The sequence below is a fragment of the Rhizobium skierniewicense Ch11 genome (genome assembly GCF_023757665.1).
GTDB classification, from domain to species: Bacteria; Pseudomonadota; Alphaproteobacteria; order Rhizobiales; family Rhizobiaceae; genus Agrobacterium; species Agrobacterium skierniewicense.
Genome location: NZ_RXPG01000031.1, coordinates 1 through 24,089, shown reverse-complemented (window position 1 = coordinate 24,089; position 24,089 = coordinate 1). Strand labels below are relative to the sequence as shown.

Annotated in this window: 21 protein-coding genes and 3 pseudogenes; 10 read left to right on the top strand and 14 right to left on the bottom strand. The window is 57.6% G+C overall.

The window, feature by feature from the left end:
• Positions 1–2 precede the first annotated feature (2 nt).
• The 4 genes and pseudogenes from EKM04_RS22740 (at position 3) to EKM04_RS22725 (ending at position 3,734) form a co-directional block, all read left to right on the top strand.
• Positions 3–857 (top strand): ABC transporter ATP-binding protein, encoded by an 855-nt coding sequence (locus EKM04_RS22740; protein WP_183897809.1) that lies wholly within the window; start codon positions 3–5, stop codon positions 855–857.
• The gene (locus EKM04_RS22735) at positions 854–1,612 is read left to right on the top strand and encodes an ABC transporter ATP-binding protein (protein WP_183897810.1); all 759 of its coding nucleotides are present in this window, start codon (positions 854–856) and stop codon (positions 1,610–1,612) included. Before EKM04_RS22740 ends, EKM04_RS22735 begins: the two co-directional genes overlap by 4 nt.
• Complete coding sequence (locus EKM04_RS22730) at positions 1,596–2,612, top strand: dienelactone hydrolase family protein (RefSeq protein WP_183897811.1); 1,017 nt, start codon at positions 1,596–1,598, stop codon at positions 2,610–2,612. Before EKM04_RS22735 ends, EKM04_RS22730 begins: the two co-directional genes overlap by 17 nt.
• A 126-nt stretch (positions 2,613–2,738) precedes the next feature.
• Positions 2,739–3,734 (top strand): annotated as a pseudogene (locus EKM04_RS22725) (IS3 family transposase).
• A 182-nt stretch (positions 3,735–3,916) separates the two neighbouring features.
• Here the strand turns inward: EKM04_RS22725 and EKM04_RS22720 are convergent.
• The 12 genes from EKM04_RS22720 to EKM04_RS22665 form a co-directional block, all read right to left on the bottom strand.
• Positions 3,917–5,038 carry a substrate-binding domain-containing protein gene (locus tag EKM04_RS22720; RefSeq protein WP_327786373.1) on the bottom strand — a complete coding sequence of 374 codons (1,122 nt, stop codon included), beginning with the start codon at positions 5,036–5,038 and terminating at the stop codon, positions 3,917–3,919.
• Positions 5,039–5,099: 61 nt separating this feature from the next.
• Positions 5,100–6,041, bottom strand: a complete 942-nt coding sequence (locus tag EKM04_RS22715) for an ABC transporter permease (protein ID WP_183897812.1) — start codon at positions 6,039–6,041, stop codon at positions 5,100–5,102.
• 11 nt (positions 6,042–6,052) lie between these two features.
• Positions 6,053–6,997, bottom strand: a complete 945-nt coding sequence (locus EKM04_RS22710) for an ABC transporter permease (protein ID WP_412762998.1) — start codon at positions 6,995–6,997, stop codon at positions 6,053–6,055.
• A complete protein-coding gene (locus EKM04_RS22705; RefSeq protein WP_183897827.1) occupies positions 6,994–8,472 on the bottom strand; it encodes a sugar ABC transporter ATP-binding protein in 1,479 nt (492 codons plus the stop codon). The genes EKM04_RS22710 and EKM04_RS22705 overlap by 4 nt, the downstream gene beginning before the upstream one ends.
• A 143-nt stretch (positions 8,473–8,615) precedes the next feature.
• Positions 8,616–9,440: an amidohydrolase family protein gene (locus EKM04_RS22700; protein WP_183897813.1), complete on the bottom strand. Its 825-nt coding sequence runs from the start codon at positions 9,438–9,440 to the stop codon at positions 8,616–8,618.
• A 43-nt stretch (positions 9,441–9,483) separates the two neighbouring features.
• Positions 9,484–9,906 (bottom strand): RbsD/FucU family protein, encoded by a 423-nt coding sequence (locus EKM04_RS22695; RefSeq protein WP_113492586.1) that lies wholly within the window; start codon positions 9,904–9,906, stop codon positions 9,484–9,486.
• A 36-nt stretch (positions 9,907–9,942) separates the two neighbouring features.
• Positions 9,943–10,980, bottom strand: a complete 1,038-nt coding sequence (locus EKM04_RS22690; protein ID WP_183897814.1) for an aldo/keto reductase — start codon at positions 10,978–10,980, stop codon at positions 9,943–9,945.
• A gap of 11 nt (positions 10,981–10,991) precedes the next feature.
• Complete coding sequence (locus tag EKM04_RS22685) at positions 10,992–11,981, bottom strand: ABC transporter permease (RefSeq protein ID WP_234911057.1); 990 nt, start codon at positions 11,979–11,981, stop codon at positions 10,992–10,994.
• Positions 11,982–11,995: 14 nt separating this feature from the next.
• Entirely contained in the window at positions 11,996–12,976 is a 981-nt protein-coding gene (locus EKM04_RS22680; RefSeq protein ID WP_183897816.1) for an ABC transporter permease, read from the bottom strand.
• A complete protein-coding gene (locus tag EKM04_RS22675) occupies positions 12,973–14,481 on the bottom strand; it encodes a sugar ABC transporter ATP-binding protein (RefSeq protein ID WP_183897817.1) in 1,509 nt (502 codons plus the stop codon). Before EKM04_RS22675 ends, EKM04_RS22680 begins: the two co-directional genes overlap by 4 nt.
• A gap of 66 nt (positions 14,482–14,547) precedes the next feature.
• Positions 14,548–15,588 carry a sugar ABC transporter substrate-binding protein gene (locus EKM04_RS22670; RefSeq protein WP_113492351.1) on the bottom strand — a complete coding sequence of 347 codons (1,041 nt, stop codon included), beginning with the start codon at positions 15,586–15,588 and terminating at the stop codon, positions 14,548–14,550.
• 63 nt (positions 15,589–15,651) lie between these two features.
• Positions 15,652–16,764: a 4-hydroxybutyrate dehydrogenase gene (locus tag EKM04_RS22665; RefSeq protein WP_174154498.1), complete on the bottom strand. Its 1,113-nt coding sequence runs from the start codon at positions 16,762–16,764 to the stop codon at positions 15,652–15,654.
• A 302-nt stretch (positions 16,765–17,066) separates the two neighbouring features.
• Between EKM04_RS22665 and EKM04_RS22660 the strand changes: the two genes are divergently transcribed.
• The 5 genes from EKM04_RS22660 to EKM04_RS22640 are packed head-to-tail and all read left to right on the top strand — an operon-like array spanning position 17,067 to position 22,887.
• Positions 17,067–17,738 carry a GntR family transcriptional regulator gene (locus tag EKM04_RS22660; protein WP_174154496.1) on the top strand — a complete coding sequence of 224 codons (672 nt, stop codon included), beginning with the start codon at positions 17,067–17,069 and terminating at the stop codon, positions 17,736–17,738.
• 1 nt (position 17,739) lies between these two features.
• On the top strand, positions 17,740–19,278 hold the full coding sequence (locus tag EKM04_RS22655; RefSeq protein WP_183897818.1) for a UxaA family hydrolase: 1,539 nt from the start codon (positions 17,740–17,742) through the stop codon (positions 19,276–19,278).
• 54 nt (positions 19,279–19,332) lie between these two features.
• Complete coding sequence (locus EKM04_RS22650) at positions 19,333–20,892, top strand: GMC family oxidoreductase (protein ID WP_183897819.1); 1,560 nt, start codon at positions 19,333–19,335, stop codon at positions 20,890–20,892.
• Between the two features lie 54 nt (positions 20,893–20,946).
• On the top strand, positions 20,947–21,741 hold the full coding sequence (locus EKM04_RS22645) for an SDR family NAD(P)-dependent oxidoreductase (RefSeq protein WP_183897820.1): 795 nt from the start codon (positions 20,947–20,949) through the stop codon (positions 21,739–21,741).
• 30 nt (positions 21,742–21,771) lie between these two features.
• Positions 21,772–22,887, top strand: coding sequence for a glycerol dehydrogenase (locus tag EKM04_RS22640; RefSeq protein ID WP_183897821.1), 1,116 nt, complete (start codon positions 21,772–21,774; stop codon positions 22,885–22,887).
• 16 nt (positions 22,888–22,903) lie between these two features.
• Here the strand turns inward: EKM04_RS22640 and EKM04_RS22635 are convergent.
• Both EKM04_RS22635 and EKM04_RS22630 read right to left on the bottom strand, forming a co-directional pair.
• Positions 22,904–23,172: pseudogene (locus tag EKM04_RS22635) on the bottom strand (type II toxin-antitoxin system RelE/ParE family toxin).
• A complete protein-coding gene (locus EKM04_RS22630; protein ID WP_183897822.1) occupies positions 23,169–23,477 on the bottom strand; it encodes a type II toxin-antitoxin system RelB/DinJ family antitoxin in 309 nt (102 codons plus the stop codon). The pseudogene EKM04_RS22635 and the gene EKM04_RS22630 overlap by 4 nt, the downstream one beginning before the upstream one ends.
• 134 nt (positions 23,478–23,611) lie before the next feature.
• On the opposite strand from EKM04_RS22630, the pseudogene EKM04_RS22625 reads away from it, so the two are divergent.
• Positions 23,612–24,089, top strand: a pseudogene (locus EKM04_RS22625) (transposase); the annotation flags it as partial.

The following is a 24,089-nucleotide window of genomic DNA, read 5'->3' as shown; positions in this document are numbered from 1 at the left end:
TCATGACCGGTGAACCTATTCTCGACGTCAAGAAGCTTTGCGTCAGCTATCGCAGCGATGGCGGTTATATGGATGCCGTCCGCAATGTCTCCTTCACGCTCAGCCGTGAAAAACTCGGCATCGTCGGCGAAAGCGGCTCAGGCAAGTCGACGATTGGCCGCGCCCTGCTGAAACTGCTACCGACTGCGCGGATCACCGCGGAAAGCATCCGTTTCGAAGAACTCGACCTGCACAACATCTCTGAAAAGGAGATGCTGAAGGTTCGCGGTCGTCGGATGTCGATGATCCTGCAGGACCCGAAATTTTCCCTTAATCCGATCCGCCGTGTCGGAGACCAGATTTCGGAGGCCTATCTGACGCACTTCAAATGCAAGAAGTCGGAAGCACGCGATAAAACGATCGCCATGCTCGAAGCGGTACAGATCCGCGACCCCGACCGCGTCTACGATCTCTATCCGCACGAAGTTTCCGGGGGCATGGGCCAGCGCATCATGATTGCCATGATGCTTCTGACAGACCCGGACGTGGTGATCGCCGACGAGCCGACATCGGCGCTCGACGTCACTGTCCGCCTGCAGGTGCTCGGCATCCTCGACCGGTTGGTCAGCGAACGTGGTATCGGCCTGATCATGATCAGCCACGACCTCAATCTGGTCCGCAACTTCTGCGACCGTGTGCTGATCATGTATGCCGGGCAGGTGGTCGAAAGCCTGAAGGCTTCCGAGCTCCATAACGCGCAGCATCCTTACACACAGGGTCTTCTTGCAGCGCAGCCGCGCATCGGCGGAGGTCGGGAGCCCCTCAAAGTGCTGGATCGCCGGCCTGAGTGGAGAGAACCGCTGGAGGTGCAGGCATGAAATCGGTCGACGTCAAGAACCTGACGATCTCGCTGGGCGAAGGCCCGAAAGCCGTTACCATCCTGCCCAACGTGTCGTTCAACGTCGAGCCGGGCGAATGTTTCGGCCTGGTCGGCGAGAGCGGCTCCGGCAAGTCCACCATCCTTCGCTGCATGTCACTGCTGTTTAAGCAGTGGGAAGGCGAGATTTGGGTGGGCAATCAATCGGTGCGCGACATGCCACTGATAGAACGTTGTCGCACCGTACAGATGGTGTTCCAGGACCCCTACGGTTCACTCCATCCCCGTCAGTCCGTCCGAACCGTCCTTTCCGAACCTCTGCGGATCCACAAAATGGATCATCACAGTGAACGCATGGAACAGGCGATCACCGAGGTCGGCCTGCCGCTCGATTTCCTCGATCGTTATCCGCACCAGCTTTCCGGCGGCCAGCGCCAGCGCGTGGCGATTGCCCGTGCACTGATCCTCGAGCCGTCCGTGCTTTTTCTGGATGAACCGACCTCGGCACTTGACGTTTCCGTCCAGGCCGAAATCCTCAATCTTCTGTCCGACCTTCGCGCCCGAAAGGGTTTCACATATATCATGGTCAGCCATGACTTGGCAGTTGTCGATTACATGTGCGACCGGTTTGCGGTCATGCAGGCCGGCGATATTGTGGAAATCCTGGACAGGGACGTGCTCGATGGTAACAAGGCGACCCACCCCTACGCCCGCCAGCTTATAGACGCATCGCTGAGATATGACAGCGCCATCTGAGGAGCTTCGCCCTTTCCTGGCAGAGCGGATCGCAACACATCGCTATCCGCTCGCTTTTCGCGAGCCGGTTTCAGAATGGCAGGCCGAATTGCGGTCAATCTGGCAGGCCGGTCTGCCACCATCGGGCATTAGCGGTTTCCAGATGCTGGACAATCGCGGGAACAGCCGGCATCTGCTGTTTCAGTATGCCAGCGGCGATATCGGCGAGGCTATGCTGATGCTACCGGACGCCCAGGGTCCTCACCCCGCGATCCTCCTAATGCATGACCACGGTGGCGTGTTCGACATCGGCTGGCGGAAAATGATCTCGGGCGAGGCTGGAGAGGCGCACGTCGCGAAACACTACGATCGCCAGTTCCTGGCGAACGATCTGGTCAAACAAGGTTATGCGATACTGGTTTGTGATGCTATCGGCTGGGGTTCGCGCCTAGCCGACGGATATGCAGAACAGCAGGCGCTGGCAGCTCAAGCCATGCAGGCGGGCTGGAGCCTTGCAGGACTTGTGGCGGCTGACGATCTCGCCGCATTCGATTGGCTGTCTTGGCAGCCGGAGATCGACCCCGCGCGCATCGGCACGCTCGGGCATTCCTTCGGCGGGTTTCGCGCTTGGCAATTGGCGGCGCTCGAACAGCGGGTCCGGGCATGTGCGGCAGTTTCGTGGGCCGGAACACGGTCCGGAATGCTTGCGCCGGGCATGACACTTCTCAAAGGCCAGTCGGCTTTCTATACACTCCATCCGCATCTCGCAGCGATTGCCGACTATCCAGACATGGCAGCACTTGCGGCAGATCGCCCGCTTTTCATGCGGTCAGGCTCCGAGGATCGTCATTTCCCGGCCGTGAGCGCCCGGGATTTCTTTTGCAGGCTCGAAGACGCAGGAAGGGCATTCGGGAAGCGCCCAGATAACGCCGTGGTTCCGGGCGGTCATTCGTTTTCGAAGGAAAACCAGACCGCCGCTATGGCCTTCCTGCGTTCGCATCTCAGCCTACATCAGGGATAATTTTAGTTTGTGAGACCGCTGCCCGCAAGGGCATAACAAATGGCCCTTAGCGAAACGACATAAGAGAGCTGGCTCGGGAAATGTGCACAGGGGGATAAATTGAATTTCTACCTGACGTCGGCTTAGATGCCAGGAACAGGAGATACCGTGACGAGACGACCGAGCCGGAACCACAGCCCGGCTTTCAAGGCGAAGGTGGCACTTGCCGCCATCCGGTGCGCTCGGCAAGGCGGGATTGCCGGGCGGAAAGAAATGATCGACCGCGAGCAGAAGCTATCCGTCGTGCGCCAGGCGAAGCTTCTCGGCTTCAGCCGTGGCACAGTCTATTATCTGCCTCGTCCAGTGCCTGACGGTGATCTTGCCCTGATGCGCCGGATTGACGAGTTACATCTCGACTACCCCTTTGCCGGAAGTCGGATGTTGCAAGGGCTCTTGAGAGGAGATGGGCTGGAAGCTGGGCGGTTGCATGTCGCCACGCTGATGAAGAAGATGGGCATCGAGGTCATATACCGTCGCCCGAACACATCCAAACCAGCACCCGGTCACAAAATCTATCCCTACCTCCTGCGCAAGCTGGCGGTCACCCGTCCCAATCAGGTCTGGGCAATGGATAAACGTATGTTCCGATGGCTCGCGGCTTTGTCTATACCCTAGCCTTACGGCAATTGCTTGCAATTGCCGTAAGGCTCTGCGCCGTCGTGGACTGGTTCAGTCGGCGGGTTCTGTCGTGGCGGCTGTCGATCACGATGGAAGCAGCCTTCTGCATCGTAGCAGTCGAGGAAGCGCTGGCCCGGCATAGTAAACCCGACATATTCAATACCGACCAAGGTTCGCAGTTCACCTCGATGGACTTCACGGCGGTGCTGAAGAAGGCGGAAATCGCCATCTCGATGGATGGCAGGGGCGCATGGAGAGACAATGTCTTCGTCGAGCGGCTCTGGCGTTCGATCAAATACGAGGAAGTCTACCTCCACGCCTACAAAACAGTGTCCGAGGCGCGCGTCGCGCATCGGCCGCTATCTGACCTTTTACAATACTCGACGCCCACATTCATCCCTTGACCGGCAGACACCGGAAAAGGCCTACTTCAACGCGCTGACACCGATGATGGTGGCGGCATAATCGAGGCAGAAATCCACTTAACGAAACGCCCGAAACTGTTCAGACAAACCGAGCCACCTCTGATGCAGACGAACAATCAGGAGAGTGGGCCTGATGTAGTGCAACACATCCCAAATTTGATTGGCCTGAGATCGGGAGTTAGTCGGCCCGGCCATTGCCGCACCGACCTCAACTATGTTTAGTTAGAAGTTAAATGTCCCGATGTTGTCCTTGGTAAAGACCTTCGGTGCGCCAAGGAGGATTTGGCTCTTGTTGATGATCTGGAGATCACCGAGTTTTCCGGCCTTGAAGGTCTTGTCCCCGGGCTTGAGCGTACCGTCGGCAAGGGCCCGCAATGCGGTTGCGGCTGCATAACCCATATCCTCGGTGCTCCACAGCACGGCGGACTTTACGCAGCCGCTATTGACGTAGGGCTTCATGGCGTTGGGCAAGGCAAGACCTACGACGGACACTTTACCACAGAGATTGCTCTGCTGTACGGCTTCCGATGCCGCCGGTGTCGCAACACTTGTCATGCCGACAATACCATTAAGCTCATCGCCGTATTTGTTGATCAGGGTCTGCGCCTGATTGAAGGACAGGATGTTGTCCTCTTGCGCCTCTACCGTTTCCAGGAACTTCATTTTCGGATAGCACTTGGCTGAGTATGCCGCCATCTCGCTGATCCAGCGCGCCTGGTTGGGCGTTGTGAAGGTTGAGGTTACAATGGCGAAGTGACCATCCTGGCCAATCTGCTCGGCAAGCTGGTCGATGAGCGTCTTGGCAACACCATTGGCCGTGGCTGGATTTATGAACCACTGACGGGCATCGGGCTCGGCGTCGGCATCATAGGTGACGACGTTGATGCCGCTTTCGAGCGCCTTTTTCAACACTGGGGCCACAGCGACTGGATCGTTTGCCGATAACATGATTCCATCGATGCCGCTGGTGACATAGTTGTCGATGGACGTAATCTGCTCATCGATGTTGGCCTTGGTCGGCCCATCTGTCGTAACCTGCATACTGCCGATTTCCTTGGCGGCAAGTTGTGCACCTGCTGCACTGGACATGAAGTAGCCAATGCCGACGAGCTTCGGTACATCGACAATCTTTATCTGCTTGCCCTTGCGGTCTACAGCATTTGTCGGGCTTGCGCCGTTATAAGCGCCGGGATCAACGGCTGGTGCTGCTGAATCGCAGGCCAGCGGATTTGTCGGGGCGCCGTCGCCACCCGTCCATGTCGCCTCCTGCGCATGCAGCGCCATCGGCGCTAGACTTGCCAGGCAAAAGGCGCCCGCTTGTAAGGTCGTGATAATGGATCGCATAAAAATTCCTCCTCTTTATGTTCACGTTGCACGCCCTTTTCGGGTGCGTGTTGATGGATGGTCAGTCACGCGAGAAGCGGTTGACCAGATTGGATATGACGACGGCGACGATGAGAACCACGCCGATGACGATGACCGTTCCATCGCCCTTTACGCCAGAGAGCGACAACCCGTTTTTCAGGACTTGTATGAGCATCAGTCCCAGCAGCGTGCCGATGATGGTGCCACGACCACCGAAGATCGAGGTCCCCCCCAGAACGACTGCCGTGATGGCGTCGAGTTCCAGCCCCGTTCCCATGTCAGAACGTGTGGTCGACACGCGGGCAACGAAGACGACGGCGGCGGTGCTGGCCAGAAAACCGGACGCGGCATAGATCCACAGCTTGATCCGGTCGACCTCAATGCCCGAGTAACGGGCGGCGGCTTCGTTGTTGCCGATGGCATAGACGGCGCGACCAATCGGGGTCGCCCGCAGAATGACGATGGCGATGATGACGACTACCGCCAGCAACCATAATTGTACCGGTATGCCGAGAAAGTCGCCTTGCCCCAGGCTGAGAAACCACGCGGGATAACCGCGCACGGATTGCGCCTGACTTATCCCTTCGGCGAGGCCGCGGTAGAGAGCAAGCGTTGCGAGGGTTGCGATCAGCGGCGGTACGCGAAATCGCGTGATGATGATGCCGTTGGCAATGCCGCCCAGGGTTCCCGCCGCAATGGCAAGGACTGCCGCAAGTGGCAACGGCACGCCCATTTTCCACAGTTCCCCCACCAGAATGGCGGACAGACCGAAAATGGAGCCAACCGACAGATCAATGCCGCCGGTGATGATAACGAACGTCATGGCCACGGCGATCAGACCAAGTTCGGTCATCAACCGCGTCTGGTTCAACAGATTGGCACTTGTGAGAAACCGGTCGTTCTGCTGGGCCAGCACGGCGCCGACACACAGAAGGATCAAAAACAGCAACGTTTCGTGCCGAAAAAGGATTTTGTAATTCATCGATCTAGTCCTCACCCTGCCCGGTTACGTCTGGCGACATCCGCGAGGACCGTCGCGAGAATGAGGGTGCCTTGAACCGCACGAAGCCAGTAAGCGGAGACATTGACGAAGATCAGCGCGGAACCGATGGCGGCAAACAGGATAGCAGCGAGGGTTGACCCCGTCACAGTGCCGATGCCTCCGAGAATGGAGACACCACCGACCACCGCAGCCGATATGATCAGCAGTTCGAGCCCGTTCGGCACCGTCGATTGGATGACCTGCAATTGCGTGGCAAACATGATCGCGGCCACACCCGCAAACAATCCATGAATGGCAAAGACCGTCACCGTTGTGCGCTGGTGCGAAATTCCGACAGCATCTGCGGCTTCGCTGTTGCCCCCCACGGCATAGACGGTCCTGCCAAACGGGGTGCGCGCCATGATAAAGGCCATCGCCGTGGTGAGTGCGACCATCGCGATGATGGGCACAGGCAGTCCCAGGAGACGGAACTGGGCCAGCTGATAGGCCGGCGGCAGTCCGGAAATCCAGGCCCCGCCCGTCACCGTGATCAGCAGCCCCCGGAGAATGGAGAGCATTGCAAGCGTGGCAATGATCGAGGGAATGCGCACATAGGCGATGAGTGCACCAAGACAGGCGTTGATGAAGCAACCCGCAAGGATTGGGGCTATCCAAGCGAACCAGACGGGATATCCGTTGGTCACAAGAAGACCGGATATGGTGGCGAGCACGCCGATCAAGGCGCCGATGGAAACATCGATGTGCCCTGAAATGATGACCAGTGACATGCCGATCGCTGCCACTGCGACATACGCGTTTCCAACGAAGATGGTGGATAGATTGTTGGCAGACAGAAATCGCGGATTGATCGCGGTGACGACGATAAACAGCAGGACGATGACAGCGGCGAGTGCGATCTCCTGACCGATGATCTTTTGAAAGCGCGTCTTCATCATGCTGCCCGTCCTTGCATCATGGCTGAGCCGACGGTTTCCGCCGTCGCGTGTTCACGGTCGATGATAGCGGCGACCTTGCCGCTGTTCATCACCAGCACACGATCACTCATGCCCAGGACCTCTGGCAACTCGCTGGAGATCATCACGATGGCGATACCTTCCCTTGCGAGTTCGACCATCAATTTGTGAATCTCGGATTTCGCACCGACGTCGACACCGCGCGTGGGTTCGTCCAGGATCAGAACCCTGGGCTTGGTTGCCAGCCACTTCGCGATCACGACCTTCTGCTGATTGCCGCCGGAGAGTTCTCCGACGATCTGCATCGGCCCTCTGGCACGAACCGCAAAACGCTCGATTGCGGTCTGAGCCAGTTTCAGTTCACGGCTGCGATCAACCATCCATCCCTTGGCAATCCTGTTGAGAATGGGCATGACGACATTGTCGCGAATGCTTTGCTGCCGCACGAGGCCGTGCTGGCCGCGATCTTCCGGCACATAGGCAATGCCGAGGTCGATGGCATCACGGATTCTGGATATCTTGACCGGCTCGCCATTGAGGCGGATGGTACCGGAAGACGAAGGCGTGACGCCGAAGATCGTTTCTGCAAGTTCCGTGCGCCCGGAACCGACAAGCCCGGCAATCCCGAAAATTTCGCCCGCCCTGACGCTGAAACTAACGTTTTCGATGCGACCGGTGCAAGAGAGATTGGCGATCTCAAGAACTGTCGCGCCCATCTCCACATCCTGTTTGGGAAAGAGATGGGTGATCTCCCGTCCAACCATCATCGAGACTAGGCTTGCCTCCGTTACGTCGGCAATCGGTTTGGTCGAGATGGTCTTTCCGTCACGAAGAACGGTAACGCGGTCCGAGATCTGGAAAATCTCGTTCATCCGATGGCTGACATAAACGATGCCGACGCCATCGCGGCGTAGCATGCGCACGACATCCAGCAGTCGGACCACATCGGCCTCGGCAAGCGCGGCTGTCGGCTCATCCATGGTCAGAACCCGCGCATTTCTGGACAGCGCCCGGGCAATTTCGACGCGCTGGCGATTGGCAACGGAGAGTTGACCCACCATGCCGTCCACATCCAGATCAGGGCAATTGAGCCGCACCAGAAGCTTTCGCGCTTCCTCACGCATGGTCCCGCGATCTATGGTTCCGATGGATGTCCGGGGCGCGTGACCGAGAAAGATATTTTCAGCAACCGTCATGTCGGGAAACAGCAGCAATTCCTGATGAACCACCGCGATACCGGCACTTTGGGCGCTGCGCGGATGTGCGAAGCGGGCTGCATTCCCCTCAAGCAGAACCTCGCCGTTATCCGGTTGGTGCGTACCCGATAGAATACGGATCATAGTGGATTTGCCCGCACCGTTTTCGCCCATCAGCGCATGCACTTCACCGGCACGGATCTCGAAATCCACACCCTTGAGAACCTTGACCGGGCCGAAGGATTTCTCGATATCGCGCATTGCCAGCACCGGCGTATCTGCGTTGTTTCTCTCACCAACGTCATCGCTCAACGGCTTGCTCCTCCCGTTATCTTGGCGGCGGTCATCAGATGTCGTTGTAGCGTCATGTCTCTATTCCGTTCATGGGTGACGGCATGGCTGTTTCAGACGCCGTAATAGTCAGCGGCATTCGTCTCGAAAATCCGAGCGAGTTGATGGGTGTCGAAATGCGCGGACAGGAGCGTTCTGGCGAGATTGCAGACCTCGCCATAGCTGGCGGCCAGCAGGCAGACGGGCCAGTCGCTGCCGAACATCAGCCGGTCCGCACCGAAAACCGATGCGACATGGTCAACGTAGCGCCGGAAGTCCTCCAGTCGCCAATCGGGCGACGCCTCGGTTACCATTCCTGAGATTTTACAGGACACGTTCGGATAGGCAGCAATATCGCGCAGGTGGCTTGCCCAGGGTTCGAACTGACCAGCGGCGATTTCTGGCTTGGAGATGTGATCGACGACGGCTTTCAGCTTCGGTACATGCTGAAGGGCTTGCGCCACGTGCGGAAGATGGCGTGTGAACGTGAGGATATCAAACGGCACGCCCACTGCCTCGATGGCCTTCAGGCTTTTCAGTACCCGTGGTCGCAGGATGAAATCGTCGTCGCGAAGGCCTTGCAACATGGGCCTGACACCGACGAAGAGGGGATTGGCACGATAGTGCGCGAGCCTGCTTTCGAACCCATCGGAATCGAGGTCCAGCCAGCCGACCACGCCTGCGACGAAATCCGTTTTCGCGGCAATGTCGAGCAAAAAATCGGTTTCCGCTTCGGTCTCTGCCGCTTGAACCAGAATAGTACGCTTGATGCCTGCTCGCTGCATCTCGCGCCGTAGGTCATCGGGCATAAAATCCCGGTAGATCGAGCCCAACTCTGGCGTCAGCCAGCCGTAATCGGTACGGCTCGTCATCCAGAAATGCTGATGGGAATCCAGCATATTGTCCTCCCCATTGTGACATTCTCCTCCCGCGCACGACGCGTCAGGGGCGGACGACGCCTTTTCTCAGCAGAATATTGCCGTAGAGCCTGCGCTCGCCGGACGCGATGACGGCAAATGCGTTTGTTGCACGCTGGTAAAAGTCAGATGGTTCAATACCGGCAAGCGCGATTTTGCGCCCTTCACCCTTCTCGACACAGGCGGCAAATTCCGCATAGATCGGCAGCGGCTCGCCGGGAGCTTGCATGTAACTCACCGGCTGATCGACAAAGTCGTCCAACGGGAAAACGGTGAGGATGGCATCGACGATATCAGTGGCGGGAATGCCTGGCATGTCGATCAGGCGTTCCCCACAGGCGGCTGCCGGAAAGTTCGCATCAACAATGGCGATTTCGTTGCCGTGGCCCATATCCGCCAACACTGACAGCAACTGGCTGGTAAGCAGAGGATGAATATTCTTCAGCATGATCATGTCTTCCTGTGAAAATGAATGGGCGGCGCATCACGCACCAATGAGGCCTTCGGTCTCCAGCGTTGTCCAAAGCTCCTCGGGAATATCCTGATTGAACCAAGCGACGTTTCCGTTGAGCTGGGCCGCCGTCTTGGCACCGATGACGACGCAGGTGGTGGCCGGATGGCGCATGGGAAACTGGATGGCAGCGGCGGGTAGCGGTACCTCGAAGCGATTACAGATCGTGCGCAGACGATCCGCCTTTTCGATGATCTCGACCGGCGCATCGGCGTAGTTGAACTTCGGCTTGGCCGACGTCGATGCCAGGATGCCCGAATTATAGACACCTGCCACGACCAGCGCCATGCCACGCTTTTGCACGAGCGGCAGAAAATCTCGCTCCGCATCCTGGTCGAGCAGCGTGTAGCGACCGGCCAGCATGCTACAATCGAGATCGGCCTCATCGAGCGCATCACGGATGGCCTGCCATTCGTTGACGCCAAGGCCGAAACCCTTGATATCGCCCGCAGCCCGCAGTTCCGTTAGCGCCTTGAAGCCACCGCCCTTGGTCAATGCGGTCCAGTGGTGATCATGCAGATCCGCATGGGTGACGCGGCCGATGTCGTGAACGTAGAGAATATCGGGATTGGAGAAGCCTAGACGCTGCTGGCTGTCATCGAAGCTGCGCATGACGCCATCATAACTGTAATCGAAGACTTCACGAAACGGCAGGCCGTTCCACCAGCCGGGGTCGAGCGGGTTCTTTGGCGGCGCCGGAGGGAGTTTGCGACCGGCCCTTTCGGTGGTCATCAGACGCCCGACCTTGGTGGAAAGAACAAAGCTCTTTTCGCCGGTTTCGCGCAACACCTGACCCACCAAGTGTTCCGAGCGTCCATTGCCGTACATGGGGGCCGTATCGAAATAGCGGATGCCCGCCGCCCAGGCGGCTTGCAGCATGTCGACGGCGTCAGCCGTTGTAACCGGTGCATAGAGACCACCGAGCGGGGCGCTGCCGATACCGAGTGCCGTGACCTCAAGCCCGGTCTTGCCGACGGGGCGCGGGGTGGATGCCTTGATTGTCTTGCTCATGATGCTTTGCCTTAGATTTTTGCACGGTTCTGGCGACGCGCCCAGACGACAACGGTTACGCCGAAGAGAAGCAGCAGGCCGCGAACGATCTGCCTTTGCTGGTCAGTCCAGCCGAGAAGGGCGGCACCGCTCAAAAGGGCAGCGAGCAGCAGAACGGCGGCCAATGTACCTACGACATTGGGTTTGCCGTATTTCAGCGCCATGCCCCCCAGCAGGACAGCCGTTAGCCCGTCGATGAAATAGGAACTGCCTATGTAAGGCTGACCAGAGGACAGATCGGCGGTCAGCAGAATGCCGGCGAGTGCAGAGACAACGCCTGACAGAATATAGAGAAAAAACAGGATGCGGTTGACCGGTACGCCTGCTTCCACGACTGCTGCGCGGTTCTGTTCCATGGCGTAGAGATAGTGGCCGAAGGTGAGATGTTCCTGAACGACGTAGAACATAGCGTAAACAACAGCCACCACGATGGCGATGACCGGAACGACGCCAAGATTTGCAGACAACACCGACCCGACGAAGCCAGTCGATGACAGTGAAATCGAGGTGCCAAGGCCGATGGCGGCAGCGATTGAGCCTGCGAGGCCGCCTGTTGCGATGGTGATGACCAGCGCAGGCAGCCTGAAACCCGCAACAAGTCCGCCATTGATGAGGCCGATGACGACGCCCGCCAAAAGACCGCATAAGCATGCAAGCGGCCAGCCGTAACCCGCCTGTACCAAACCGGCGACGATCATATTGGCTAGTGCAGCCACCGACATGAAGCTGACGTCGATTTCACCAGCTGCGATGATCCAGGTCAGTCCGAGGAACATGATCGCGGCAATGCTTGCAGACCGTAGCATGTCATTGATATTGCCAGCACTGACGAAAGTCGGTCTCAACCAGGCGAACAGAATGAACGCGGCCAGCACCAGAAGAAAGAGCCCATAGCGGACAAAAAATGTCTCGATATCCGGGCGCGTCCGCTGCGCTCTCATGTTTTCGCTCAATACGGTCATCCTTTTTCCTCCCGTCATCGGGCCATGCGACCGCCGAGCAGATTGCCCAGCGCCGCTGTCAGTTTAGGGTCGAAAATCGAGATTGCGGCGATCAGCACGAGGCTTACGATCGCATCGCTGTAGTAGTAGGGGATGGCGAGCAGCGTGAAGCCGTTCAGCATGGCTGACATCAGCAAGGTGCCAGCAAGAGTTGCCGGAATGGACGGCGCTCCGAACAGAGCAGCTCCTAGGTAGACCGCAGCAAATGCCGGCATCAGCAACTGGTTGCCGGCCGTCACATTCGCCGCGCCCGAGGAAGCGACCAAAAGCGTAATGGCTAGGCAGGACATGGCGCCGCAGAGCGCAAAGGCTGCCAGTACATAAAGTTTGACACGAATACCCGAAAAGCGGGCGGATACGCGGTTCTCGCCGGTTGCATAAAAGGCGCGACCGAAACGCGATGCATGCAGCACAATCCCGGCAATGACTGCGGCTGCGGCCAGAATGACAACCGGCATATCGAAGGTCAGAACCTTGGCATCGTTCAGGTCGAGAATGCCCGACATGAAGAAGTTTTCCGAGATCGAGGTACCGTTGCTGTAGAAATAGGACAGTCCGATTGCGACGCCGCCCGTTGCGATGGTTGCGACGATATCGGGAAGCCGCAGATAGGCGATGACAGTGCCGTTGAGCACACCGGCCAGGATGCCGATAGCGATGCCGCCGCTGATCGAAAGGCTGAGACTATAACCGGCTGCGAGTAGAAAGCCGAGCGTCATGGCGCCCAGGGATGCGACGCCGGGAAATGAAAGATCGAATTGCCTGACGACGATGACGAATGTCAGGCCGATGGCTGCCAGACCGTTGACGGCCATATGGCGCAAAAGTCCGTGCAGATTGCCATTGCTGAGATAGACCGGCGCGAATGTCTGGAAGAAGGCGGCGATACACGCAAGCAGTACAATGAATGCGCCCAGCCGAAGCGCGATCGGTGGAACCTTGAAACCTTCGTTCATGACCGAACCCCCATGATACCTGCAGCAAGAAGCTGATCACGGCTAGGAGCCGCGTCCGTCTGGGCGATGGGACGCCCCTTGTAAAGAGCAAGCGACCTGTCAGCGACACCGTGGACTTCATCGCAATCGGACGAAATGACGATCACCCCGGCCTTGTGTGACAACTCCCGCATCAGTGCATACAACGTTGCGCGCGCGCCGATATCGACACCCACGGTCGGTTCCACAAAGATATAGATCCGGGCGTCGCGGTAGAGCCCTTTCGCGATCACGATCTTCTGCTGGTTGCCGCCCGAAAAGGCGCTGACCGGCCGATCCAGCTTTGGCGGTTGGAGCGCGACGCGTCTGGCCAGATCCTCGGCGGCCTTGCGGTTGCGCCCGAAGCGCATGAGGCCGCCGGCCCAAGAGGCCTTGCCGAGATGCGCGACCACCGTGTTGAAAATCACGTCCTTTGACAAAGTCAGACCCTCGGTGCGCCTGTCACCGGGCACAAGGAAGATGCCGCGCCGAAGCGCGTCGTGCGGGTCTTTCAACTTGATTTGTTGTCCATCGATGGTGATTTCGCCTGCATCTGGCCGCATCACGCCAAAGAGCGCTTTTGACAATTCATCCACGCCTGATCCGACAAGGCCGAAAATGCCGAGAATTTCCCCACGGCGGAGGGTGAAGCTGATGTCTGTGAACAGTCCCTTCTTTTCGAGACCCTTGACCTCCATCATCACGTCACCGCCCGCACCGTCTGCCTTGGGAGGGAAGATGTCGCCGGACTTTTCGTCCAGCATGAGCTCTGGAATGGAAACGCCGTCCTCAAGCGCTTCTTTCGCAGTGAAGGTCGCCACATTGCGGCCACCGCGAAACACGGTGAAACGGTCTGCGATTTCGAACACCTCTTCGAGGCGATGAGTGATGTAGATGATGGCGATCCCGGCCGCCTTCAGCGTGCGCATCAACTGGAAAAGCGATGCCTTTTCACGCTCTGTCAGGGTAGAGGTCGGCTCGTCGAGGATCAAAATCTTAATATCGTCACGCCGTAGGGCGTGTAGCACCGCGACAATTTCCCTGTCCACGGCTGGCATTTCGCCAACGCGCCGTTCGAGATCGATTTCGATAGGGAACCGTTGCAGCAACTTTTGTGCGGCCAGCCGCATGGCAGAACGGTTGATGCGTCCGGTAAGGCCCGGCTTGTGCGCCTCTTCTCCGAGAAAGATATTCTCGACACCGGTGAAGTCGTTGACCAGCTCCGGGTGCTGCTGGACACAGGCTATGCCTTCCGCGATTGCGGCTGCTGGCGTTCCCAGTTCGACCGGATTGCCAGCAATTTCAATTGTTCCGGTATCCTTGGCGTAGACGCCCGACAAAATCTTGATCAACGTCGATTTGCCTGCGCCGTTGACACCTAGCAACGCATGAATTTCACCGGTTTCCAATTCGAAGTGAACGCCATCCAGTGCCTTGACGACACCAAAGCGTTTCTCGATTTGCCGCATGCTCAATACGGTGGCCATTATCATGTCCCGATTGTTGGTGTGCGGCGGGCCGAACGTTTCGGACCCGCCTTTGATGGATGCGCTTTAGAGTGCGCGTGGCCAGCCAAGCTTGAGAGCCTCACCGGGTTGGTCGTAATTGTCCGGTATCTCGGAGAGGTTTTTCAAACTGTCCTGGGTAACGGCGTAGGACGGCGTGATGACGAAGCGTGGCGCTTTGCGCCCGGCTGCGACCTCATGCGCGTAAAACGCGTTCATGTAGGCCATCTCATAAAAGCTTTGCGCCATCGTCAGTGCGAAGGGCGATCCGGCCTTGATGTATTCAAAGGACTGCTTGCCGCCATCGATGCCGGTGATGAACACTTTGCGGGAGGCTGCGCGGATGGCAAGCGTGCCTTCGGAGGCGGCGCCATCCCAAGCACACCATATGGCGTCCAGTTCAGGATTGGCCGTCAGAATATTGTCCACCACCTGGCGTGGCGTCGTGGTTCCGCCCAGCGCAAATGCAATTTCCGAAACAATTGTAATATCGGGGAAGCGGATAAAGACAGAGCGCGCTCCGAGCGTGCGCTGGTCCCAGGATTCGTTGGAAGGAAGACTGACCAGCGCCACCTTGCCCTTACCGTTGAGGCGCTTGGCGATATATTCCGCACCGGCAGCACCCAGGCCGAAATTGTTCGACATGGCAGTCGAGGTAACGGTGGTGTTGGGCACATAACTGTCACCACAGAAGATCGGAATACCGGAAGCGACAGCGGCCTGCACGGCTGGAGATATAGCTGCGGCATCGGCTGGTGTGATGAAGATGGCGGCGGGCTTGGAGGCGACGAATGCCGCGATCTGGTCCGCTTGCTTCTTGATGTCGTAATTGGCGTCGGCGATCGTCAACGACCCACCCAGACGCTGTATCGCATCCTTATAGCCATTGACGATGTGACGGCCCGATTCCCACACTGTCCAGCCCAGCGACGCACAGAATTTCAAATCCTGCGCGTAGGCGAAATTGGGTCTGCCGAGTGCTGCGGCCACCGTCATTGCGGCGCCTGCGCTCAACACGCCACGTCGCGTCAGTTTGAGGCTGGAGAGACCGGTCTCTTCACCCTGCATTCCGATTTCAGTGTCAGACATAGATAACTTCCTCCCGTCAACACGACCGGAACCATCCGGCCGTCTCATCTCCCTTCGCCGCCGTCAAAACGACTGGCGCATGATCTCCAGATAGTCTTCTTTCGTGGCCAGCCGCGGGTTCGTTGCATGGCAATGATCCTTCAGCGCCTCGCCCGAAACCTTGTTCATCATGGCTTCCGTCACACCCATGGCACCGAGCCCGGAGGGCATTCCGATGTCCTGATTGAGCGCCGAGATGACAGCATCTGGTTCACCATCCAGAATGTTCGTCAGCACATCCCATTTCTCGCCGATGACGGACCGATTGAATTGCAGCACCGCTGGCATCAGCACGGCATTGAGCGTGCCGTGGTGCAGGTTGAGTTCCCTGATCGCTCCAAGGGGGTGGGTCAGAGCGTGCACGGCACCCAGCCCTTTCTGAAATGCCATCGCACCCTCGAGCGCCGCCATCATCATGTCCCAGCGCGCTTTGCGATCCTGGCCATTCTTCACCGCCTGCCGGATAGCGGGAAAGCCACGCTTCAGGCCATCGAGGGCGATAGCTTCGGCAGGCGGATTGATGGAGGGCGCCATATAGGTTTCGAGGCAGTGCGACAGTGCATCCATGCCCGTGGCCGCAGTCAGGAAGGGTGGAAGCCCGTGGGTCAATTCCGGATCGCACAGCGCTATGCTGGGCAACATAAAGCCGCTCAATATACCTAACTTGCGGCACTCAGCCGTAATGATGACAGCCGCGCGACCAACTTCGGAGCCGGTGCCGGATGTAGTCGGCACGGCAATCATGGGGCAGATGCGCCCATGAATGCGGGATGCGCCACCTTCGACAGCAGTATATTGCGCTAGCGGTCCTTCATGGCCGCTGAGCAAGCGGACAGCCTTGGCAAGATCGAGTGAAGAGCCGCCGCCCAGCCCGACAATCCCGTCGCACCCTTCCTTGACATAGAGCGCATAAGCAGCCTCGACCGCCTCTTCTGTCGGGTTGGCGGGTGTTCCGTCAAACACGATGGGACGTTCGGAAAACAGGCCAAGAACCCGCTCCACCAACCCGGTCGAAACGAGGCCGCGATCGGTCGCGATCAGCGGTCGGTGCACGCCCAGCTCAGCAAGAAGCGCCGGTAAGCGTGAAATCGCCCCCTCTTCAAATTCGATACGCGTCAGATAATTGATCAAGGCCATGTCGAGTATTCACCTGTTGACGAGGCTTGTCAGAGTTGAAGACGAAGGACAGGCGACGCCGTGTCCTTTCGCGCACAACAATGACTATCACCGTTGGTTTCCTGCTCTTTGCTGGATCACACCGGGCTCCCGACCGATGCTTCTCCTCCCCTGTTGGCGGCGGTAAATTTTCACTTGCGCCGCCAACTAATATATGAGTTATATAAATGCAGATGACAATTCGTCTGTCAACGGAAATTATAGACCATAGAAATGCCTGTTTTCTGAGGCTTTAGGTTGAAATCGCTAGGAACACACTAAAGATGAAGGTCGCTCCAAAATCCGAATTGATATATGGGTCGCTCCGCCAGGCAATCGTGCATTTGGAGATGCAGCCCGGTGCAGTGATCTCCGAAAAAGACCTGTGTGTTGAGCTGGGTGTGTCACGCACGCCGGTTCGCGAGGCGCTCCAGCGGCTTGCCGAAGAAGGCCTTGTGGATATTTTTCCGCATTCCGGCACCTATGTCAGCCGCATCTCTTTTACCGTCGCCGAAGAAGGTTTCGTCATACGGCGAGCGCTTGAAATCGAAAGCGTTCGCAAGGCTGCCACACTCATCAAGGATGCCCATATTGCGGAGCTCGACACGATGGTGGCGGGTATGCGAACGCTTCTGGCCAACAACACGCTGGATCGATATCTCGACGCCGACGACGCGCTGCATGGCAGGATCGCGGCGATCAGCGGTTATCCACGCATCTGGAAATTCATCACCCTTGCCAAGGTCCACCTCGACCGGATGCGCCAGCTGAGCGCGCCGGTGCCGGGGCATCTCGCAATGGTGACAGAGCAGCACGAAGCCATCGTCAAGGCTTTGAAAAACCGCAGCGCCGACCAGGCTGAGCTGGCCATGCGCATCCATCTCGATTCCTCGTTCGCGGTCATGGCCAATATGTACGAGGACAAGATCGCCTTGTTCGAAAGGGAGGAGGACTGACATGACAGCCTACAGCACCGGCTCTCCATTCCTGCGCCTAAATCCCCGCGACAATGTCCTGATTGCCCGTGTTTCGCTGGACCCGGCACCGTTTTCCGAACTTGGCGGTGCGTCGCTGTTCGAGCGGATCACGCAGGGCCACAAGGTGGCGATTTCGCCCATGAAGGCGGGAGACGCTGTCATCAAATACGGCCAGATCATCGGTTTTGCCAGCAAGGATATCGGCATCGGCGAGCATGTTCACACCCACAACTTGGCCATGGGCGATGTCGAACTTGCTCATGAATTCTGCGTCGACGCCCACGAGCCAGACTTTGTCCCCGTATCCGAACGCGCATCCTTTATGGGCTATGCGCGGCCAGGCGGGCTGGCCGGTACGCGCAACTACATCGCGATCATCTCCTCGGTAAACTGTTCCGCCACGGTTTCGCGGGCGATCGCGAGCCACTTTACCACTTCGGGTCGACTGAACGATTTCGCGAATGTCGATGGCATCATTGCTCTCACCCATGGTGGTGGCTGCGCCATCAACACCAAAACCGAGGGCTATTCATTTCTGACCCGCACGCTTGCAGGTTACGCGACCCATCCCAATGTCGGTGGCGTGGTGATGATCGGACTTGGATGTGAGACCAACCAGATTCCTGCGCTGCTGACAGCACATGGTTTGGTGGAAGGAGATCGCTTCCGCACGATGACGATCCAGGCGACAGGCGGCACGCGGCGCACGATCGAAGAAGGCATTGCGGCAATCGAGGCCATGCTTCCGGCCATCAACAGCGATGTGCGCACGTCCCAGCCGGCTTCGATGCTGAAGCTTGCGCTGGAATGCGGCGGGTCCGACGGATATTCCGGCATCTCCGCCAATCCTGCACTCGGTTATGCATCCGACTTGCTGATCCGCCATGGCGGCACGACCTGTCTTGCCGAAACGCCTGAAATCTATGGAGCCGAACACCTGCTGACACGCAGGGCGGCATCGCCCGCCGTTGCGGAGAAACTGTTGAAACGCATCGATTGGTGGAGGGATTACGCCGAGCGCGGCAATGCCGAACTCAACAACAATCCCTCACACGGCAACAAGGCGGGCGGCTTGACGACGATCCTTGAGAAGTCACTGGGCGCCGTCGCCAAGGGCGGCACGTCACGTCTCAACGCCGTCTACGAATATGCCGAGAAAATCACCCAGTCCGGTTTCGTCTTTATGGACACGCCCGGCTACGATCCTGTGGCCGTGACGGGACAGGTGGCGGGCGGATGCAATCTCATCTGCTTTACCACCGGGCGCGGTTCGGTCTCCGGCTTCAAACCTGCACCGTCGCTGAAGCTTGCAACCAATACGCCGATGTTCGAGCGGATGAGCGAGGACATGGATATCAATTGCGGCAGCATCGTCACCGGTGACGAAACAGTCGAGCAGGCCGGAGAGCGCATCTTCCAATTGGTTCTCGACACCGCGTCTGGAAGAAAGACTGCGAGCGAAACCTACGATTATGGCGATAACGAATTCGTGCCCTGGCAAGTCGGGGCAGTGATGTAACGCCTGTGAAGGTACGTGGCTGCGCGGGATGGGCGCGCCAACGGGAGGAATGACATGAACGCAATCAAAGATTTCTATGACGTCGTTATCATCGGCGCAGGCGTCGGTGGCGGTGCAATGGCCAACCGGCTCGCAGGCCGCGGACGCAGCATTTTGATGATCGAGCGCGGCCCACGGCTGCCCCGCGAACCCGACAACTGGAGCGTCGATGCTGTTTTCCATACGCTCAAATACGCAACCAAGGAAACATGGCGCGACCGCGACGGCAAGGATTTCAATCCCAGCACCTATTACTATGTTGGTGGCAACAGTAAATTCTTTGGTGCCGCGACCTTGCGCTTCCGGGCCGAGGACTTCGGTGACCTTAAGCACGAGGCCGGCGTTGCACCCGCATGGCCGGTCACTTACGACGAATTCGCACCCTATTACGATGTAGCAGAACAGTTGATGGGAACTCACGGCACCGCCGGCATGGACCCGACGGAGCCACCGCGTTCCGGGCCGATGCCCTATCCGGCTATCGGTCACGAGCCTGAAATCGCTTTCTTCGATAAGAAGCTGCGTGAAAAAGGGCTTCGTCCTTTTCCTCTGCCCATTGCTATCGATTACCATCAGGGTGGAAGTTGTATCCGCTGTCGCACCTGTGACGGTTTTGCCTGCCAGCTGGGTGCAAAGGGTGATGCGGAAGTCAGGCTGGTCAATCCCGCCCTTGCCAAAGGTGATGTTGATCTGGTGACGGAAGCTTTCGTCCACAGATTGTTGACCGACCCGACCGGCAATCGCGTGACGGGAATCGAGATCACACAGGCCGGGCAAACCCGCACGATCTCTGCCGACCTGTTCATTTCCAGTGCCGGTGCAATCAATTCGTCTGCCTTGCTCTTGCGCTCTGCCAACGACGCCCACAAGCGTGGTCTTGGCAATAACATGTCGGATCAGCTTGGCCGCAACTACATGGCGCACAACAACACGGCGATGATGGCAATCTCTCCGTTCAAGAAGAATCGCGTGACATTCCAGAAGTCGATGGCGATCAATGATTATTATCTCGCCAACAGTGAAAAACCCTATCCGCTGGGCAATGTGCAGGGGCTTGGGAAACTGCAGGGCGGCATGCTGACGGCAAATGCGCGCTGGGCACCGGAATGGCTGATGGCAATATTTGCCGAACGCAGCGTCGACTGGTGGTTGATGTCCGAAGACCTTCCCGATCCTGAAAACCGGGTCACACTCGATGCCGATGGCAAAATCCGTCTGAGCTACACCGCCAATAACCTAAAATCCCACAACGAACTCGTTCAGGTGTGGAGCCGCCACATGCGCTCTCTTGGTTACCAGCTGATCATCACCAACAAGATGGATATCAAGGTTTCTATGCACCAGTGCGGCACGGCCCGTTTCGGCAATGATCCGAAGACATCCGTGCTTGATCCGCACTGCAAGGTCTGGGACGTCGATAATCTCTATGTGGTGGATGCGTCCTTCCTGCCCTCATCAACGGCTCTCAATCCGTCCCTGACGATTGTCGCGCAAGCGACACGCACGGCAGACCACATTCTGAGCCAATGGGGTGAGGTCAAGATGCAGCCGGTCACAACGTCGTCGGTCGCCTGACCCGCTCCGTGTGGAGGACCAGGATCATATTTTCAAAACTGGAGGATGTTGCCGATGTCTAGCGCGAACAACTATAAAACCATCTTCGATCTCAAAGGCCGCAAGGCTATCGTCACCGGCGGCTCGCGTGGCATTGGTAAGGCACTGGCAGAGGCGTTGGCTGCGCAAGGAGCGGATGTAGCAATTGTCGTTCGCTCCTCCATGGACAGAGCGCAGGTTTTGGTGAACGATTTGAAGGCGACCGGTGTCGACAGCGTCGCCATTCAGGCCGACGTTTCCGATGAGGCGGATGTGCAGCGTATGGCCGACGCGGTCATTGATCGCTGGGGACGCATCGACATTCTCGTCAACAATGCCGGCATCGTATTTCCCGCTGCGGCAGAAGAGTGCAGCCTCCACACGTGGCGACAGACCATGTCTGTCAATCTCGATGGCGTTTTTCTGGTCTCGCAGATTGTCGGCAGACAGATGATCACCCAGAAAAGTGGTTCGATCATCAATATCGGCTCCATGTCGGGCCGCATCGTCAATTGGCCTTTCCGCCACGCTGCCTACAATGTCTCGAAGGCGGGTGTTCACATGCTGACCAAATGCCTCGCGACCGAGTGGGCCGAACACGGCATCCGGGTCAACGCCATCGCACCCGGCTACATCAGGACGGAACTGACAGATGACGTGCTGAAAGAGCATCCCGATGTCGTGCGTGATCACTGGGCAAAAGGGGCGGTGCAGAACCGGATCGGTGGCGTTGAAGAATTGGCAGGAGCCACCGTTTACCTTGCAAGCGATGCTGCAAGCTTTACCACCGGCGAGATCATGACGATCGACGGTGGACTGACGCTGCGTTGACGCAACTGATTTCAAAGAGGAACGCGAAAGATGATACAACGCGGTTATGGCGGCCCGCTTCGATATGTTCAGGGCCAGGGCGTACTTGGTGATCTTGCCTACTTTGTCGAACCTCTGGCAAAGGCTGCACTCATCATTATCGATGGCTTTTTCTGGGATACGCTTCGACTAACTGTCGAAGCAGAGCTGGCGCAAAAGCGCATTGCTACACGATTTGTTCGGTTTTGCGGAGAGTCCACCGATGCTGAAGTAGCGCGATGCATCGATGAGGGCAGCGCCATGGGGGCCGGTGTCATTATCGGCATTGGAGGTGGCAAGGCGCTTGATACGGCAAAGATCACTGCCTTCAATCTTGGTGCCAGAATAGTGACCGTGCCGACCATTGCCTCCACGGATTCACCGACCAGTTCGCTTGGAGTCATTTACTCGGCAGATGGGGTCTATGACCGGGTTGTGCGCTGTGGCCGTAATCCGGATGTCGTATTGGTCGATAGCGCATTGATCATTCAGGCCCCAGTCCGCTTTCTGGTCTCTGGCATGGGGGATGCGCTGTCGACTTGGTACGAGGCCCGCTCCAATCTTGAATCACGATCCAAAAACCACATCGGTGATGGGTATTCAACGACGATTGCCGGCATGCAAATCGCCCGTGCCTGCCATGAAACACTGATGCGCGATGGCCGCGCTGCGTTTCATGCCGCGCGCGGCGGAAAGCTGACGCCAGCAGTTGAAAACATCATCGAAGCCAACACGTTGCTGAGTGGCCTTGGTTTCGAAAACTGCGGCGTGTCGGCGGCACACGGCATTCACGACGCTTTGACAGCGCTGGAGCCGACCCACCACTTTTTCCACGGCGAAAAGGTAGCCTTTGGTGTTATCTGCCTGTTGGTTTTGGAAAACCGTGCACCCGACGAATTAGATGAGGCTATCGATTTCTGCATCGACCTTGGACTGCCGACCACGCTTGCTGATCTGGGTCTGGACGATGTCTTGCCTGATGATCTTGCCATGGTCGGAGAGCTTGCGATGCAGCCAACGAACGTCATCCATTCAGTCCCTGTATCACTCAACGCAAAAATGATTGCAGACTGTTTATGGACTGCGAGCATGCTCTCTGAACAGCGAAAAGAGGCAAGGTCTAACTGATTGAAAAAGATTCAGGCTATTCCTGAGCCCCGTGTAATACACGCAGTACTCGAACCGTAGCGTCCATGATTGTGTACGCTGCTAAGTAACGCGTTCCACTGATTACAAGCTCACGTGTGCCAGCAATTCTCCCGACTCTTCCACTTGCGGGAAAATTGATCAGGCGACGGACTGCAACTACGATGCCTCGTCGACCAAAATGGCGGCGGCGGGGTTCTCCAACTCGATAAAAGTAAAAATTGAATCGCGATCCGGTAAGGCAAACGCAGACCAGGTTAGTCTCAAGACGTTATACCCGCCGCCTTATTGCGCGCAGCTTGCCGACGCTTTTCGAAATGAGCCTCGACTTCATCGTCGGAAATATCCGGCATCGTATCATTTAGCGCCTCAAACACTTTGGCACGAAACCAAGTATCGTGAGCCTCGCTGCCTGAAAAAAGTTCAAGCGGCAAAACGCCCTCGCTGGCGGTTCTCGTCAGCAATATGCGAACCGCGTCTGACACCGTAAGTCCCATACCTTCAAGAACTAGGGACGCCCGGTCACGAACGTCAGCATCGATGCGAGTTTGGACGAGCGCATTGGCAGCCATCGCTATCTCCAGATTGATATCTATTGGTAATGCAATTGAATTACAAAATCTAGCGCTTGTCTTTTCGCTACGACCTTGCCCCGTTGAAATAATCCATTTTGAAGTAAGCTCTGGCCCATTGAGAGGACCAGGGAATGAAGCGCAACCGTTTTACAGACGAACAGATCATCGGCATTCTGAAGGAGCCGAGGCGGGCGCGCCGGTCTCGGAGCTTTGCCGCAAGCACGGTGTCAGTGATGCGAGCATCTACAAGTGGAAGGCCAAGTTCGGCGGCATGGACGTATCCGAAGCCAAGAGACTGAAGACGCTGGAAGACGAAAACACGAAGCTGAAACGGCTCCTGGCAGATGCCATGCTCGACAACGCCGCTTTGAAAGACCTTTTGGGAAAGAAGTGGTGACGCCCGCAGCAAGGCGGAAAGCTGTCGCTCATCTGATGGATCACCACCAGATGAGCGAACCATTGCCCGGCAGGCGGTGTTTACACCGCTGAGAGGGGCGGGTGTGTAAAGCCATGGGCTTTTGCCGTATGACGATCCGTTACGAAACCAGGCGCAGCGATGACCATGACCTTCGCGAGCGGATGAAGGCGCTGGCGCATGAACGTCGCCGC